This is a genomic window from Pseudoalteromonas sp. bablab_jr010, from assembly GCF_016464105.1.
Classification (GTDB): Bacteria; Pseudomonadota; Gammaproteobacteria; order Enterobacterales; family Alteromonadaceae; genus Pseudoalteromonas; species Pseudoalteromonas simplex.
In genome coordinates, this window is record NZ_JACDWV010000149.1 from 21,032 (window position 1) to 38,206 (window position 17,175).

General features: G+C 42.7%; 17 protein-coding genes. 14 read left to right on the top strand and 3 right to left on the bottom strand.

The window, feature by feature from the left end; translation table 11 throughout:
* The first annotated feature begins 143 nt into the window (after positions 1-143).
* The 7 genes from JIG37_RS15430 to JIG37_RS15460 all read left to right on the top strand — a co-directional run bounded on the left by JIG37_RS15430 (position 144) and on the right by JIG37_RS15460 (position 7,468).
* Positions 144-1,349 (top strand): aspartate aminotransferase family protein, encoded by a 1,206-nt coding sequence (locus JIG37_RS15430; protein ID WP_054552417.1) that lies wholly within the window; start codon positions 144-146, stop codon positions 1,347-1,349.
* An 80-nt stretch (positions 1,350-1,429) separates the two neighbouring features.
* A complete protein-coding gene (gene astA / locus JIG37_RS15435) occupies positions 1,430-2,446 on the top strand; it encodes an arginine N-succinyltransferase (protein WP_054552418.1) in 1,017 nt (338 codons plus the stop codon).
* A gap of 18 nt (positions 2,447-2,464) precedes the next feature.
* Positions 2,465-3,934 (top strand): succinylglutamate-semialdehyde dehydrogenase, encoded by a 1,470-nt coding sequence (gene astD / locus JIG37_RS15440; RefSeq protein WP_166340658.1) that lies wholly within the window; start codon positions 2,465-2,467, stop codon positions 3,932-3,934.
* A gap of 128 nt (positions 3,935-4,062) precedes the next feature.
* Positions 4,063-4,410 (top strand): DUF3802 family protein, encoded by a 348-nt coding sequence (locus tag JIG37_RS15445; RefSeq protein ID WP_054552420.1) that lies wholly within the window; start codon positions 4,063-4,065, stop codon positions 4,408-4,410.
* 146 nt (positions 4,411-4,556) lie between these two features.
* Positions 4,557-4,970: an OsmC family protein gene (locus tag JIG37_RS15450; RefSeq protein WP_199529777.1), complete on the top strand. Its 414-nt coding sequence runs from the start codon at positions 4,557-4,559 to the stop codon at positions 4,968-4,970.
* 88 nt (positions 4,971-5,058) lie between these two features.
* Positions 5,059-5,871, top strand: a complete 813-nt coding sequence (gene speD / locus JIG37_RS15455) for an adenosylmethionine decarboxylase (protein ID WP_054552422.1) — start codon at positions 5,059-5,061, stop codon at positions 5,869-5,871.
* A gap of 118 nt (positions 5,872-5,989) precedes the next feature.
* Positions 5,990-7,468 (top strand): NAD(P)H-hydrate dehydratase, encoded by a 1,479-nt coding sequence (locus tag JIG37_RS15460; protein WP_199529778.1) that lies wholly within the window; start codon positions 5,990-5,992, stop codon positions 7,466-7,468.
* A gap of 123 nt (positions 7,469-7,591) precedes the next feature.
* Here the strand turns inward: JIG37_RS15460 and groL are convergent, their stop codons facing one another.
* The 3 genes from groL to JIG37_RS15475 form a co-directional block, all read right to left on the bottom strand.
* The gene (groL, locus tag JIG37_RS15465; RefSeq protein WP_054552424.1) at positions 7,592-9,238 is read right to left on the bottom strand and encodes a chaperonin GroEL; all 1,647 of its coding nucleotides are present in this window, start codon (positions 9,236-9,238) and stop codon (positions 7,592-7,594) included.
* A 51-nt stretch (positions 9,239-9,289) separates the two neighbouring features.
* A complete protein-coding gene (locus JIG37_RS15470; RefSeq protein ID WP_036973362.1) occupies positions 9,290-9,577 on the bottom strand; it encodes a co-chaperone GroES in 288 nt (95 codons plus the stop codon).
* A 143-nt stretch (positions 9,578-9,720) separates the two neighbouring features.
* A complete protein-coding gene (locus JIG37_RS15475) occupies positions 9,721-10,197 on the bottom strand; it encodes an FxsA family protein (protein WP_199529779.1) in 477 nt (158 codons plus the stop codon).
* Between the two features lie 162 nt (positions 10,198-10,359).
* On the opposite strand from JIG37_RS15475, the gene cutA reads away from it, so the two are divergent.
* From cutA to JIG37_RS15510, 7 genes are all read left to right on the top strand, one after another.
* A complete protein-coding gene (cutA, locus tag JIG37_RS15480) occupies positions 10,360-10,680 on the top strand; it encodes a divalent-cation tolerance protein CutA (protein ID WP_054552426.1) in 321 nt (106 codons plus the stop codon).
* Positions 10,680-12,506: a protein-disulfide reductase DsbD gene (locus JIG37_RS15485; protein ID WP_138600158.1), complete on the top strand. Its 1,827-nt coding sequence runs from the start codon at positions 10,680-10,682 to the stop codon at positions 12,504-12,506. Before cutA ends, JIG37_RS15485 begins: the two co-directional genes overlap by 1 nt.
* Positions 12,507-12,854: 348 nt before the next feature.
* Entirely contained in the window at positions 12,855-13,307 is a 453-nt protein-coding gene (gene aroQ / locus JIG37_RS15490; protein ID WP_138600159.1) for a type II 3-dehydroquinate dehydratase, read from the top strand.
* Between the two features lie 31 nt (positions 13,308-13,338).
* Positions 13,339-13,809, top strand: coding sequence for an acetyl-CoA carboxylase biotin carboxyl carrier protein (gene accB / locus JIG37_RS15495; protein ID WP_199529780.1), 471 nt, complete (start codon positions 13,339-13,341; stop codon positions 13,807-13,809).
* Positions 13,810-13,832: 23 nt separating this feature from the next.
* On the top strand, positions 13,833-15,173 hold the full coding sequence (accC, locus tag JIG37_RS15500; RefSeq protein WP_054552430.1) for an acetyl-CoA carboxylase biotin carboxylase subunit: 1,341 nt from the start codon (positions 13,833-13,835) through the stop codon (positions 15,171-15,173).
* A gap of 142 nt (positions 15,174-15,315) precedes the next feature.
* Entirely contained in the window at positions 15,316-15,789 is a 474-nt protein-coding gene (tsaE, locus tag JIG37_RS15505; protein ID WP_054552431.1) for a tRNA (adenosine(37)-N6)-threonylcarbamoyltransferase complex ATPase subunit type 1 TsaE, read from the top strand.
* Between the two features lie 66 nt (positions 15,790-15,855).
* On the top strand, positions 15,856-17,163 hold the full coding sequence (locus tag JIG37_RS15510; RefSeq protein WP_235374215.1) for an N-acetylmuramoyl-L-alanine amidase: 1,308 nt from the start codon (positions 15,856-15,858) through the stop codon (positions 17,161-17,163).
* Positions 17,164-17,175 lie beyond the last annotated feature (12 nt).

Here is a 17,175-nt window from a genome sequence, read left to right on the forward strand (position 1 = left end):
CTGAAATAATGGATGAATGAAAATTGAACCAAAGAGTAATTTTGGTGATTTTGCGCTAAGCTCAATCGGCTAAGTAAAATGGCTTAGTTTTGCTTTAAAGCGCCACCAAACTCTGTGTGTGCTTACAATTATGAGGATATAAAATGACAGTCAATCGCGAATTATTTGATCAAGTAATGGTTCCAAACTATGCACCATCAAGTGTTATTCCAGTTCGAGGCGAAGGTTCTCGCGTATGGGACCAAGAAGGTCGTGAATTTATCGATTTTGCGGGTGGTATTGCTGTTAACTGTCTTGGCCATTGTCACCCAGCTCTTGTAAGTGCATTAAAAGAGCAAGGCGAAAAGATTTGGCACTTATCAAATGTAATGACTAATGAGCCAGCGCTTCGCTTAGCTAAAAAGCTAACTGATGCAACGTTCGCTGAAAAAGTATATTTTGCTAATTCAGGTGCAGAGGCAAATGAAGCGGCACTTAAACTTGCACGCCGTTTTGCACTTGATAACTTTGGTGAGCAAAAGTCACAAATTATCTCATTCAACAAAGGTTTCCACGGCCGTACTTTCTTCACTGTAACAGTAGGCGGTCAAGCTGCATACTCTGATGGTTTTGGTCCAAAACCTGGTGATATCGTTCACTGTGACTACAACGATTTAGCGGCATTTGAAGCGCTTATCTCAGACAATACTTGTGCGGTAATGATGGAACCTCTACAAGGTGAAGGTGGCATTATTTCGCCAACTGCTGAGTTTGTTGAGGGTGTTCGTGAACTGTGTACTAAACACAATGCACTACTAATCTTTGATGAAGTACAAACCGGTGTTGGCCGTACGGGTGAGCTTTATGCTTATCAAGGTCTAAATGTAACTCCAGATATCTTAACGACTGCAAAAGCATTAGGTGGTGGTTTCCCTATCGGTGCGATGATCACCACAACTGATATTGCTAAGCACTTAAAAGTGGGTACTCATGGTTCTACTTACGGTGGTAACCCACTTGCGTGTGCAGTAGCTGAAGCTGCATTCGACACAGTAAATACACCAGAAGTACTTAACGGCGTTAAAGAAAAGTCAGCGTTATTCCGTGAGTTACTAACTGCGATTAACGAAAAGTACAATGTATTCACTGAAATCCGTGGCGAAGGTCTATTAATTGGTGCTGTAGTAACAGAGCAATTCAAAGGTCGTGCAAAAGAGTTTTTAGTGGCTGGTACTGCAGAAGGCGTTATGTCTTTAGTAGCTGGCGCTGATGTTGTTCGTTTCACTCCGTCACTTGTAATTCCAGAAGCTGATATCCGCGAAGGTATGGCTCGTTTCGAAAAAGCAGTTGCAAAAGTCGTTAACGGCTAAACGAAACTGTCATTTCAGGGCAAGTTAAGCTTGCCCACATTTCTTAATTTACCGTTATTTATAAGGGAGCAAGCGGACTTATGATGATCCTTCGCCCAATCCAGCAAAGCGATTACCAAGCGTTAGTAAAGATTGCTGATGAGTCAGGCCATGGCTTTACGTCTTTGCCTAATAATGAAGAGTTATTACAAAAGAAAATTGATCATTCTGTCAGCTCATTTGCAAAAGCTGCGCAACAGCCAGGTGATGAAGGTTACTTGTTTGTTCTTGAAGATAGCGAAACGGGTGAAGTTGTAGGGACTTCGGGGATTGAAGCTGCAGTTGGTTTAGATGATGCTTTTTATCATTATCATCTAAGCAAAGTGATTCATTCTTCTCGTACGCTAGACGTGTATAAAGCCGTTGATATATTAACCCTGTGTAACGATTACACCGGCGCAACTGAGCTGTGCACATTATTCTTAAAAGATGGCTACCGTAAAAATAATAACGGTAAATTGCTTTCAAAAGCGCGTTTTATGTTTATTAATCAACATAAAGAGCGTTTTGCTGACACCGTAATTGCTGAGATGCGTGGTGTTTCTGATGACAATGGCGAAAGCCCATTCTGGCAATGGCTAGAAGAGCACTTTTTCTCGATGGACTTTCCAACGGCAGATTACTTAACGGGTATTGGCCAAAAAGTATTTATTGCCGAGTTAATGCCGAAATATCCTATTTACGTCAACTTACTGAGCAAAGATGCGCAAGCTGTGATTGGTCAAGTGCATGATAATACACGCCCTGCGATTGAACTTTTAAAGAGCGAAGGTTTTACCTTCAATGGTTATGTAGACATTTTTGATGCAGGCCCAACTGTTGAAGCAAAAGTTGATAACATTGCTACAGTGAGAAATGCCCAAACGGTTAAAGTAGAAATAGGTGAAAGCCAAGGCGACACTACGGTCTTGTTAGCAAATGATAAAATTGCTGATTTTAGAGCAACCGTGACTCAAGTTAGCCTATCATGTGATGCCGATAGCATTACAATCTCAAGTGAATTAGCAAAAGCACTTCACTTAGAAGCGGGTGATTCAGTATCACTTGCAAAACTATAGAATTCAGGAGACATATTAATGACTCATGCAGCGCAATTTATTAATGGTCAATGGCAAGCAGGCCTTGGTCATACTTTTCAATCTGTAAACCCAGCAAATAATGATGTAATTTGGCAAGCAAACACTGCCACTGCTGAACAAGTAGACGGCGCAGTCGCTGCTGCACGTGAAGCATTTTACAGCTGGGCTGATAAAACATTTGCAGAGCGTTTAGCGATTGTAAAAACATTCGCAGAAACGCTTAAAGAGCACAGCGAAGAATTAGCGATTGCTATCGCACAAGAAACAGGTAAACCACTTTGGGAAACACGCACTGAAGCAGGTGCGATGGTGGGTAAAATTGCTATCTCTGAAAAAGCATTTTTAGAGCGCACAGGTGATGTTGAAAACCCAATGCCACAAGGTCGTGCGATGATCCGCCACAAGCCTCATGGTGTAGTAGCTGTGTTTGGTCCTTATAACTTCCCTGGTCACTTACCAAATGGTCACATTGTGCCTGCACTTTTAGCTGGTAATACCGTGGTATTTAAGCCGTCTGAGCTAACGCCAGCAGTTGCTGAGTTAACGTTAAAGTTATGGCAAAAGGCAGGCCTGCCTGCAGGTGTTATCAACCTTGTGCAAGGTGAAGTAGAAACGGGTAAAGCGCTGGCATCTCATAAAGGGATTGACGGTTTATTCTTTACGGGCTCTTCGCGCACTGGTCATATTTTACATGAACAGTTTGCTGGTCAACCGGGTAAAATCTTAGCCTTAGAAATGGGTGGTAATAACCCGCTTATCGTTACTGATGTTGCTGATACTAAAGCGGCTATCCACGATATTATTCAATCTGCGTTTATCTCTACAGGTCAGCGTTGTACATGTGCGCGTAAGTTATTCTTACCAGCAGGCGAGCAGGGTGACGCCATCCTAGCGGGTCTTATTAAAGCAACGAAAGCAATTAAAGTCGGTGACTACGACGCAGAAGATCAACCTTTCATCGGGTCAATGATTTCTTCAGCGGCAGCAGCTGGTATGGTCAAAGCGCAACAGCAGCTTGTTGAGCTTGGCGCAGAAGTGCTTGTTGAGCTTACACATAAAGAAAATACCGGTTTTGTAACTCCGGGTATTTTAGAGTGTACAAATGTAGCTAACTTCCCAGACGAAGAGCACTTTGGACCACTGCTTAAAGTATTCCGTTTCACTGATTTTGATGCTGCTATTGATAAAGCGAATGACACAAGCTTTGGTTTATCAGCTGGCTTATTAAGCGACAGTGCAGCAGATTACGACCATTTCCTACGTCGTATTCGTGCGGGTATCGTAAACTGGAACCGTCCTATCACGGGTGCATCAAGTGCTGCACCATTTGGTGGTATTGGTGCATCAGGTAACCACAGAGCAAGCGCATATTATGCTGCTGACTATTGTGCATATCCGGTTGCTTCGGTAGAACTTGAAAAAGTAGCAATGCCAGCGACATTAAGCCCAGGCTTAAAAATTGATTAATAATCGTAAATCATTACAAAAAACAGCTTCGGCTGCTTTTTTTGTATGAGATGCTTGGCAAAGGTAGCAATTAAAAGCGCTTTCTGCTTAAATCTAAAGAGATAGTTTTTTATTAGGTGTGTAGTCGTATGGTTTTAGATAGGCAAGGGTACGATGATCTTGTCATGTATCTCACTCAAAATTTAGCGCTTTTTGAGAAGCCGGGTCAAATTAAACCAGGAGCTCCAACAGTGTTAGAGCTGATTGAAGATGTGATAGCTGAAAATGTCATGTTACTTTGCGAGCAACACACTGAGCTTAGTACTGAACAACGCAGCCAAATTGTTCGCGAAGTCGACGGTATCGTATATGACTTACAAGAAGTGCTAAGCAGCGTCACCAATCATACAGTAACCGTTGAACAGCACGCGTTTATAGATGAGTTTGCTGGATTAGTGAAAAACTTATTTGATAGTGCTGTTGTAGAAAGTGCTTAATGTATAAAGCACAACACAATTTCTAGTCTTTAAGCGAGCAGCTCAACGTTAGGCAACTCGCTTTCCTTTAAAGCTCACCTCTTATCCCTTGCATCTGTGTGTGACTTGCTTACAATCAAGCAAAATAACTTTAAGAGATAAAGCACATGCAAGCGAATGTAAAATGGGTAGAAGGCGATACGTTTATTGGCCTTTCAAATTCAGGTCATAATGTAGTTTTTGATGCAGGTAGCGATAGTGCTGCGCCAAGCCCAATGGAAATGGTTTTAATGTCAGCAGGTTGTTGTTCATCTGTTGATGTTGTTAGTATTTTAAAAAAAGCCAAGCAGTCATTTTCTGATGTGCAAGTTAAGCTAACAGCTGAGCGTGCTGAATCAGCGCCTCGCGTGTTTACTAAGATTAACCTACACTTTGTGGTTGCCGGTGATAATGTCTCTGAAAAGCACCTTGCAAGAGCGGTACAATTATCTGCTGAAAAGTATTGTTCTGTAGCCTTAATGCTTGATAAAACAGTAGAAATTACGCATAGTCATGAAGTTGTGCAAGAACAGGTAAAATAACGCTTTTTCCGAGCAGAAAATTCGTATAAAATCCGCGAACTTTTATTTCTGCTGGTGCAGGTTTCACTCGTTTTAAGGTTGGTTTAGCATGAATAAACCCTTCGATAAAATTAAGCTTCATGGCTTTAATAACTTAACTAAGAGCTTAAGCTTTAGTATTTACGATATTTGTTACGCAAAGACGGAACAACAGCGTAAAGAATATATTGAATATATCGACGAACAGTACAGTGCTGATCGCCTTACCGATATTTTAGGTGAAGTTGTGGATATTATTGGCGCAAACATTCTAAATGTTTCTCGCCAAGATTATGATCCGCAAGGTGCCAGCGTGACAATCTTGATCTCTGAAGAGCCAATTGAGCAACAAACAACGTATGACGTTGATGAGGCGCCGGGCCCTCTTCCTGAAACAGTAGTAGCGCACTTAGACAAGAGCCACATCTGTGTTCACACATACCCAGAAGCACACCCTGATGATGGTATTTGTACGTTCCGTGCTGATATCGAAGTATCAACGTGTGGCATTATTTCGCCATTAAAAGCGTTAAACTTCTTAATTCACAGCCTTGAGTCTGATGTTGTAACAATTGACTACCGCGTACGTGGTTTTACTCGTGACGTAGATGGTGTTAAACACTATATCGATCACGCAATTAACTCAATTCAGAACTACATGACTGAAGATACCAAAGAAGCGTACCAAATGATGGACGTGAACGTGTACCAAGAGAACTTGTTCCACACGAAGATGATGTTAAAAGAAACTGACTTGAATACTTACCTATTCGGTGTTTCTACAGCAGATCTTTCTGAAGAAGAAGAAGAAGTTATCTACTCTAAGCTGACCCGCGAGATGCAAGAAATCTTCTACGGTCGCAACTTACCAGACACTGAGTAAGTCACTAAAGCTTTAAAGAAACGGCGCGTAATGTAAGTTACGCGCCGTTTTTTTATGCCTCATTGACTGCACTTATCTGTGCTTATATGCTGATTAAAAGACCAATTTAAGGATAGATATGTCAGTTGTTCTCTCGCAGTCAGTATTTTTAGCAGAGCAAGTGCGTGACCATGAAGGACCCGCAGCTAAGCGTTCTGGTATCACCTTGTATGAGCTTATGGAGCGAGCAGGGCTGGCGACTTATCAGCAAGCTATCAGCTATTTTCCTAAAACAAGTACACTCGTTGTGTTAGCGGGCGTTGGTAATAATGCCGGTGACGGTTATGTTGTTGCTCGTTTAGCTAAACAAGCGGGCAAACAGGTTACGGTTATTGCAGCAATACCTGATAAACCGCTCAAAGGTGATGCGCTCAGTGCTCAGCAAGCTTGGCTCGACGCAGGAGGGGAAATAACCGCTGATGCCAGTGCTATTGAGCGTGCAGATATCATTATTGATGGCCTGCTTGGCACGGGAATTCAAAGCGCGGTGCGCGAGCCTTTTTCACAGCTGATTAAAGCTGCCAACGAAAGCCAAGTGCCGATAGTTGCTATTGATCTACCGTCAGGCATTCATGCCGACACAGGTGTCGTACAAGGAGTGGCAATAAAAGCCGCGCTCACTGTGACTTTTGTGGGGATTAAACAAGGTTTAGTGACAGGGCAAGGTAGAGCGCATGCAGGGACATTAGAGTTTAATGGTTTAGGTATTGAAGATGCCTTTTTAAAACTGACATCACCCACGGCAGAGCTTATCAATTATCAGACACAGCCGAGGCTTTCTGATCGCGATAACAACAGCCATAAAACCAGCCATGGTAAATTGCTGTGTATTGGTGGTAATTCAGGCACTGCAGGCGCTATTCGTTTAACTGCAGAGGCAGCGCTTCGCACCGGTGCGGGTATGGTCAAAGTGTATACCCATAGTAGCTCTATTCTACCAGTGAGTATTGGCCGGCCAGAACTAATGGTGACAGATACAAACCTGATTAGCGCCCTAGAGTGGGCAACCTGTGTGGCTATTGGCCCAGGACTTGGTCAAGACACTTGGTCGGAAACAACCTTTGAAGCAGTAATGCAGTATTGCTTTACTAATAACAAGCCTCTGGTTATTGATGCAGATGCACTTAATTTAATGGCTCAGCATGCTTCGTTATTTCCATTGGCTAATACCGTTATTACACCACACCCCGGTGAGGCTGCAAGGTTACTTAATTGTCGCGCTAGTGATATTGAAGAAAATCGCTTTCATGCGGTAAAGCAGCTCGCACGTAGCTATACCACTACTTGTGTACTCAAAGGTGCTGGCAGTTTAATTGCTGATAATAACCAAACATGGGTGTGTACCGACGGTAACCCTGCACTTGCGGTTGGTGGCAGTGGCGATGTATTAACAGGTATCATAGCGGCACTAATCGCACAGGGGCTTACTCCTCAGCAAGCAGCGTGTTTAGGTGTAACCTTACATGCAAAAGCCGGTGATATTGCCGCAGAACGTGAAGGCGAAAGAGGCATGTTACCGAGTGACTTGTTTGCGATAGTGAGGGAGTTGGTTAACTGAGCCGTCAGCCGTCAGCCGTCAGCCGTCAGCCGTCAGTTTCTGTGATAGCTGACAGCTTAAAACTGATAGCTAAAAGAAAACCCAGCCGAAGCTGGGTTTTTTAAGCGAGGTGCTTGGGGATGATTACATCATGCCGCCCATACCACCCATGCCGCCCATGCCGCCCATATCTGGAGCAGCTGGCTCATCTTTCGGGATTTCAGCAACCATTGCTTCAGTTGTGATCATAAGACCCGCGATTGAAGCTGCGTACTGTAGTGCAGAACGCGTTACTTTAGTTGGGTCTAAGATACCCATTTCGATCATGTCGTTGTACTCGCCTGATGCTGCGTTGTAACCGTAGTTACCTTCACCGCCTTTTACTGAGTTAACAACAACAGATGCTTCGTCACCTGCGTTAGTTACGATTTGACGAAGTGGTGCTTCCATCGCACGTAGTGCAACTTTGATACCGTGGCTTTGGTCTTCGTTGTCGCCAGCAAGTTCAACAAGTTTGCTTGCTACGCGAACTAGTGCAACACCACCACCTGGTACAACACCTTCTTCAACCGCTGCGCGAGTTGCGTGTAGAGCATCTTCAACGCGGTCTTTTTTCTCTTTCATTTCGATTTCAGTTGCTGCGCCAACTTTGATTACTGCAACACCGCCAGCTAGTTTAGCCATACGCTCTTGTAGTTTCTCTTTATCGTAGTCAGACGTCGCTTCTTCGATTTGTGCTTTGATTTGTGCAACACGACCATTGATGCCGTCTTCTTCGCCTGCACCGTCGATGATTGTTGTATCATCTTTAGTGATCACAACGCGCTTCGCTGTACCTAGGTCTTCGATTGTCGCTTTCTCTAGCTCTAAACCGATTTCTTCAGAAATAACAGTACCACCTGTTAATACTGCGATGTCTTGTAGCATTGCTTTACGACGGTCGCCAAAACCAGGTGCTTTAACCGCAGATACTTTAACGATACCGCGCATGTTGTTTACAACAAGTGTTGCAAGTGCTTCACCTTCAAGGTCTTCAGCAATGATAAGTAGTGGCTTGCTAGCTTTAGCAACAGCTTCTAATGTAGGTAGTAGCTCACGGATGTTAGATACTTTTTTGTCTACAAGTAGAATGAATGGGTTGTCTAGCTCTACAGCGCCTTTTTCAGCGTTGTTGATGAAATATGGAGAAAGGTAACCGCGGTCAAACTGCATACCTTCAACTACGTCTAGTTCGTTTTCTAACGACTGACCTTCTTCAACAGTGATAACGCCTGAATCACGGCCTACTTTTTCCATTGCTTCTGCAATAATGTCACCGATTTCTTTATCAGAGTTAGCAGAAATAGTACCTACTTGTGCAATTGCTTTAGTGTCTGCACATGGAACAGACAGTGCTTTAAGCTCTTCAACTGCTGCAGTAACTGCTTTGTCGATACCACGCTTAAGGTCCATTGGGTTCATACCCGCTGCAACTGCTTTTAAGCCTTCGTTTACGATAGCTTGCGCTAATACTGTTGCAGTTGTTGTACCGTCACCTGCAGCGTCATTCGCTTTAGACGCTACTTCTTTAACCATTTGAGCGCCCATGTTTTCGAACTTGTCTTCAAGCTCGATTTCTTTTGCAACAGATACACCATCTTTAGTGATCACTGGAGCGCCGAATGATTTGTCTAATACAACGTTACGGCCTTTAGGACCTAAAGTTACTTTTACTGCGTTTGCTAAAATGTTTACGCCAGTTAGCATTTTGCCACGTGCGTCACCTGCAAAAAGTACTTCTTTTGCTGCCATGATTAAATTCCTCTTAAATTCTGTAAACGGGTTGCTAAACGAAAAGTAGGATTAGCCTACAATGCCTAGAATGTTATCTTCACGCATGATCAGGTACTCTTGACCTTCGATCTTTTCAGCTTTTTCAACATAAGAGCCGAACAGCACAGTGTCACCGGCTTTAACTTCTAATGCTCTTACTTCACCGTTGTCTAAAACACGGCCATTACCAACAGCGATAACTTCTCCGCGAGTTGATTTTTCAGCTGCAGAGCCAGTTAATACAATACCGCCAGCAGACTTAGTTTCTTCTTCTAGACGCTTAACGATGACGCGATCATGTAAAGGACGAATGTTCATTTATTTAGTTCTCCTAACAGTTTCTGAACAGTACAGAAAAAATCTTGTGTTATTGCAGGGGAGTGCTAAGCCACCCGTTGCGTTTCATTGCATTCATTAATGGGGGTGGCTTAAAAAAATCCAAGTAAAAAAATTAAAAAATTTTAATCTTTTCGCTCAAATTCACCATCAATAGTTGTAGGTTGATGGTTTGGTTCTTCGTGTTGGGGGGCTTTACTGTGGTATTGGAAGTGTGCAGAGCCTTGATTTGCCTGCGAACTCATGCGCACAGTCGCTTGACTAGCAAGGCCTGCAGCCAGTTTGTTGCGGATTGCTGGCGTAAGTAGTAAAAAGCCAAAAAAGTCAGTCATGATGCCTGGTGTCATTAATAAAACACCGGCGATAATCACACATAATCCAGTAAATAATTCTTTTGCAGGCATTTGCCCTTGTGCCATTTGTAATTGCACGTTTTGAATCGCGCCCATACCTTGCTGCTTCACTAATTTCGCACCGACAATCGCGGTCACAATTACAAGCGCTATGGTGGCAAAGCCGCCGATCACTTCACTCACTTGGATGAGTAACGCGATCTCCACAATCGGCACTAAAATAAATAACAAAAACAAAAATCTAAACATAACGCTCTCTAAAAAATGTCATTCTCTTTCGAGTCAGTGAAATATAAATTGGGGTGAGCAGGTCATTTTTCAAGACGGAACCTAGGATCACCTTGCTCGCTACACATTATAGTTACTATCGGCTACTATGGTGCGACTCACGTAATCAAATAAAGGTTCCTTATGACTACGCATTTTCGACTTATTTTTACGACTTGTGCAAATGAGGCTGAAGCCCGTCAGTTGGCACAACATCTAGTTAAAGAAAAGCTAGCTGCTTGTGTGAACATTTTGCCTACTATTGAATCTATTTACATGTGGGAAGGCGAGGTAACTCAAGCTATTGAGAGTAAGTTACTGATCAAAACTAAGTCAGAAAAAATGAATGAGGTGATCCAAACTATCAAGAAATTGCATAGTTATGAGGTGCCTGAAATTCAGGTCGTTGATGTGGCTACGGGCAATTTAGCCTATTTTAATTGGATGGATGAGGTACTTAATTAATGCGATCGTTCCTTTTATTACTTTGTGCATTGTGGCTTATGCCAGCAAGTGCAAGTAATAACAATTTACTTGGAAATCTACTACAACCTGCGGAGCAAACATTTCTCCCGGTTGATCAGGCGTTTGTTTTCGATTTTGACCAGCAAGGCAAAACCTTATTTATTGGCTGGGATATTGCGCCTGATTATTACCTTTACAAAAAGAAAGTCGAAATTATTGCCAAAGGCGCTGATATTGAAGTTCCTGATCTTGGCAAGGGCGTGATTATTGAAGATGAATTTTTTGGTAAGACTGAGGTATTCTTTGATTCGTTAAGTGTGGTTTCTAAGCTCAGCAACGTCACAGAAGGTGCAGTTGTTAAAGTGCGTTTTCAAGGCTGCGCCGAAGCAGGGTTATGTTATCCGCCAGAAGTTAGAACCATTCCTTTATCTGTGATTGCAGGTGAGCAAGTATCACAGACTGCAGATGCGGGGAACGCATTAGCGGCATTAACACAAGCAGCTGATACAAATGAAGCATCATCAGCGCCCTCTCAAGAAGCATCAAAACCAGCAGGTGAGCAGTCATATACCGATAAGCTGGCATCGCAAGGTTTACTAACTAACCTAGTAATCTTCTTTTTAGTGGGTATTGGTCTGGCTTTTACGCCTTGCGTATTTCCAATGTTTCCGATTTTGTCGAGCCTTATTGCGGGTCAGCAGAATTTGTCGACTAAAAAAGCGTTCTCGCTGTCGTTTGTATATGTACAAGGTATGGCCGTTACTTACGCAGCGCTGGGCTTAGTGGTTGCATCATTAGGTGGGCAAGTACAAGGGTATTTACAGCATCCTACTGTACTAATTAGCTTTAGTATCTTATTTGTATTATTGGCAATGTCGATGTTTGGCTGGTACGAAATCAAATTACCTAGCGGCATGATGAATAAGCTCACTCAGGTTAGTAACCAGCAAAAAGGCGGCAACTATGTTGGCGTATTTATGATGGGTGTATTGTCTGGCTTGATTGCTTCACCGTGTACAACAGCGCCATTGTCTGCTGCTTTACTTTATGTGGCGCAAAGTGGTGACTACCTCGTCGGTGGTTTAACACTTTATGTGCTCAGTTTAGGCATGGGCTTACCATTATTATTACTGGGGACTTCTGGTGGTAAATTACTACCAAAAGCCGGTGGTTGGATGGAGCAAGTGAAAACCCTATTTGGTTTCATTATGCTAGTTGTACCACTCATTCTGCTTGAGCGTATTGTTGATATTGAAATCATTTGGTTAATGGCGGGTTTATTAGCACTTGCTACAGCGCTTTATTTACACCATTGGCAAAGTGGCCAATCACAAGGCAAGCTAAAAACAGCATTGTGGTTTGCAGCAACCTTATTGGTTGTAACTGGGGCAAGTTTAACGAAAAATTATTTTTGGCCTAGTAAAGCGGTAGTTGCTGAAGCTGCTGTACAAACACATGGTTTTAGACAAGTTGCTAATCTAAGTGAATTAAAAGAAGAGATTGCACAGGCAAGTAGCGAGGGGCGCTTAGTAATGGTCGACTTATATGCCGACTGGTGCGTTGCCTGTAAAGAGTTTGAGCACTACACGTTTCCTGACGCTAAAGTGCAAGAGCAATTTGCTCACTTTGAATTAATTCAAATCGATTTAACCGAAAGCGATGCAAAGACCATAGAGCTAATGGAGGAATACACGGTGTTCGGTTTACCGAGCATTTTGTTCTTTGATAGCCAAGGTAATGAGCTTTTAGAGCAACGTGTAACAGGCTTTTTAAATGCCAAAGACTTTGCAGAACATTTAGCAAAAGTTCGAAATACCGCTAAATAAACGCAAACGTGCAAGAAAATAGCAAAACGCCACTCATCTGAGTGGCGTTTTTGTATCTGCATCGTAAAAAATACTTATTTTAAGTGAAAAATAGCAAATTCACTGATTGAAGCTTAATTTATCAACAGGAAAACAGCTGGAATGACCCTGTTGTGTGCCTTGCTATGCTTGACTTTACCACGAATGGGGAGTGATTAGACCAGTATTTTGCTGCTATTTACGTCGAAATATCTATAATAGGTGGTTAACGTGAGAAATAGTTGCTATTTTACATCAGCACGCTTAGGTTAAGCGTGGGTTTATGATGAATATGGTTAAACTGCTTACTTATAGGATATATCGCGTATTATGGCTGCAAAATTCAAACTTTTAGTTCTAAATGGGCCAAATTTAAACATGCTTGGCAAGCGTGAACCAGAAAAGTACGGTACTCAATCTCTTGATGAGATTATAGCTGAACTTAGCTTGGTTGCTGCCGGTCTCAATGTTGATTTAACGCATTTCCAAAGTAACAGTGAAGCTGCATTAATAGAACGCATTCACGATGCATGGCAAATGGTTGATGCAATAATTATCAATCCTGCTGCATTTACGCATACAAGCGTAGCCTTACGGGATGCATTACTCAGTGTAAACATTCCCTTTTACGAGGTGCATTTAAGTAATGTGCATGCTCGAGAAGCATTCCGTCATCATTCGTATTTTTCGGATGTGGCACAAGGCGTCATTATTGGATTAGGAGCAATGGGTTATAAGGTGGCACTTGAAGCTGCTGTTAGCCGGTTGCAAAACACACATTAATTTTTTAAATAACTAACAGGCGGGTCGTTCAATGGATATTCGCAAGATCAAAAAACTTATCGAACTAGTAGAAGAATCTGGTATTGCTGAATTAGAAATCACTGAAGGTGAAGAGTCAGTACGCATCAATCGTAACAACATGTCTGCAGCACCTGCAATGCAGTATGCACCACAACAGTTTGCAGCACCTGCACCAGCAGCGGCTCAAGCTCCAGCTCCAGTAGCAGAGGCTCCAGTAGCAGAAGCGGCTGCTCCAGCTGCACCGACTGGCCATCAAGTTAAATCTCCTATGGTTGGTTCATTCTACTCAGCGGCTTCTCCAGAAGCAGCACCATACGTAGAAGTAGGTTCTAAAGTAAATGTTGGCGATACGTTGTGTATCGTTGAAGCAATGAAGATGATGAACCAAATCGAATCTGATAAAGCAGGCACAGTAAAAGCTATCTTAGTTGAAAATGGCGAGCCAGTAGAATTCGATCAACCTTTATTCATCATTGAATAATAGCGCAACAAAAGGCCAACTCTATGTTAGATAAAGTAGTCATTGCAAACCGAGGTGAAATTGCACTTCGCGTACTGCGCGCCTGCAAAGAGCTTGGGATCAAAACTGTTGCTGTGCATTCAACGGCAGACCGTGATCTTAAGCACGTGTTACTGGCAGACGAAACAATTTGTATTGGTAAACCAGCAGCCACTGAAAGTTACTTAGATATTCCGCGCATTATTGCAGCGGCAGAAGTAACAGACGCAGTTGCTATCCACCCAGGTTATGGTTTCCTTTCTGAAAATGCAGACTTTGCTGATCAAGTTGAGCAAAGCGGCTTTGTATTTATCGGTCCAAAAGGCGACACAATTCGTTTAATGGGTGACAAAGTTTCTGCAATCGAAGCGATGCGTAAAGCCGGTGTACCTTGTGTACCAGGTTCTGATGGCCCATTAACGGCAGACAGTGAGCGCAACATTCAAATCGCTAAGCGCATTGGTTACCCTGTAATCATTAAAGCAGCAGGCGGCGGCGGTGGTCGTGGTATGCGTGTTGTTCGCAGCGAAAAAGAACTGATTGATTCAATCGCTCTTACTCAGCAAGAAGCTAAGCAGTTCTTCGGTAATGGCATGGTTTACATGGAAAAATTCCTTGAAAACCCACGTCACATCGAAGTTCAAGTACTGGCAGACGGTCAAGGCAATGCCGTTCACTTAGGTGAGCGTGATTGTTCAATGCAACGTCGTCACCAAAAAGTTGTTGAAGAAGCGCCAGCGCCAGGTATCACAGCTGAAATGCGTAAGTTTATCGGTGACCGTTGTACTCGTGCATGTATCGAAATCGGTTATCGCGGTGCAGGTACGTTCGAATTCTTATACGAGAACGGCGAGTTCTATTTCATCGAAATGAATACCCGTATTCAGGTTGAGCACCCAGTAACAGAAATGGTCACTGGCGTTGACTTAATCAAAGAGCAGCTAAAAATTGCAGCTGGTCAGCCACTATCATTCACACAAGAAGATGTGGTTATTCGTGGTCATGCAATTGAGTGCCGTATTAATGCGGAAGACCCAGACACTTTTATTCCATCACCAGGTAAAATCACGCGATTCCACCCTGCAGGCGGATTAGGTATTCGTTGGGACAGCCACATCTACGCGGATTACACAGTACCACCTCATTACGATTCAATGATTGGTAAGCTGATCTGTTACGGTGAAAACCGTGATGTAGCTATTGCTCGTTCACGCAATGCGTTAAACGAATTAGTGATTGATGGCATCAAGACCAACACACCACTGCACAAGAAAATCTTGGCAGATGAGAACTTCCAAAACGGTGGTACAAACATCCACTACCTTGAGAAGAAACTAGGTCTGTAAACAAAATTCTGTTTAAGCTAAAAAGCCGGCAACTTTGCCGGCTTTTTTTTGTCAAATTAGTCATAAGAGTGATTCTCGCCTTACAAAATTATTCTGGTATGATTAACAAAGTAATGTGTTTTTAGTTTTTCATGAGGTAATAATGACCGACAGTGTTGGTTTTCCACTCGCTGATGAAGCAGCAACGGTTAATATGGGTAAGCAACTTGCAACCTTAATGGAGCAAGGAGCAGTCATCTACTTACATGGTGATTTAGGTGCCGGTAAAACGACATTAACCCGTGGTATCGTGCAAGGTTTCGGTCATCAAGGTAAGGTTAAGAGTCCAACTTATACACTGGTTGAGCCTTACCAATTAGCCAAAGCTGATGTCTATCACTTTGATTTATATCGCTTAGGTGATCCTGAAGAACTTGAATATATGGGAATTCGTGACTATTTTTCACCACAGGCCATTTGTGTTGTGGAATGGCCTGAAAAAGGCGGCGAATTTATTCCAACACCAGATCTTGATATCACCCTACGCTATGAAGGCGAGGCGCGTGCTATTACAATTAATAGCTTAACCGAGCGTGGTAAGGCTATTGTTCAGCAACTTACGAGCGCGCAAGAATAAACATATAAAAATAAAGGTGTATTAGTAAAAATGGGTCGTTGTACGTTTAAACTATTAACTACTTTGATGTTATTGGTTGTTAGCCAGATTGCGCTTGCACAAAATACCATTAATAGCGTACGAGTGTGGCCCTCACCTGACAGCACTCGTGTGGTCTTTGATTTAAACGATAAACCTGATTTCAGCTATTTCATGCTGAAAAATCCAGCTCGTTTAGTGATTGACTTAAAAAATACCGACAAACTAGATAGCTTGCCTGCTATTCCTCAAAAGCATCAGATTGTTTCCAAACTGCGTTACTCAAAACCAAAAGACAGCAAAAGTGTACGTTTTGTCTTTGAGCTAGCCCGTGCCAGTAAACCTGTTGTATTTGCTTTACTACCAACCGATCCCTACAAGCATCGTTTAGTGGTTGACCTTGTTGATAAAACACCGAAGGCTGAGCCCGTTGTTTCGACCAATACCAGTGTGAAAAAACGCGAACTTAATCAAGAACGCGATATTGTTATTGCCATTGACGCAGGTCATGGTGGTGAAGACCCCGGTTCAATTGGTCCATCAGGCACTTATGAAAAAGATATTACGCTACAAATAGCGAAGCGCTTAGAGCGAATGATAGATGCTGAAAAAGGCATGATTTCGCGTATGGTGCGCCGCAGTGATTACTTTGTAAATCTAAACACCCGTACCAGCATAGCTCGTAAGAAAAAAGCTGATTTCTTTGTGTCGATTCATGCGGATGCCTTTACTAGTCCACAACCAAACGGTGCCTCAGTGTGGGTGCTATCACTACGCCGCGCTAATTCAGAAATTGGTAAATGGATTGAGGATAAAGAAAAGCACTCAGAGCTTTTAGGTGGTGCAGCTGGGGTATTAAAAGATACTGCAAGCGAAAAATATTTAGCACAAGCACTGCTAGATATGTCGATGGATCACTCGATGAAAACAGGTTTTAGTGTCGCAGAAGAAGTGGTTAGCGAATTACGAAAAGTGGCTAAAATGCATAAAAAACGCCCGCAAGCGGCGAGCCTTGCGGTATTGAAATCACCCGATATTCCGTCTATTTTGGTCGAAACAGGGTTTATTTCGAATCCGCGTGAAGAGCGGATGCTAAAAACGGCGCAGCATCAGGAGCGCTTAGCTAAAGCAATTTTCACCTCGATTAAAAATTACTACATGAAGAATCCACCAGATGATTCACTATTTGCTAAGTTAAAGTCGCAGTTTCCGACTAAACACAAAGTTCGCCCTGGTGAATCGTTAAGTATTTTAGCAAGCAGATACAACACCTCTGTGAGTAAGCTAAAAACGGCCAACAACTTAAAATCGAATACCTTATTTATTGGTCAAGAGCTTGATATTCCTCAAAGCTAGTCAATTTTCGTG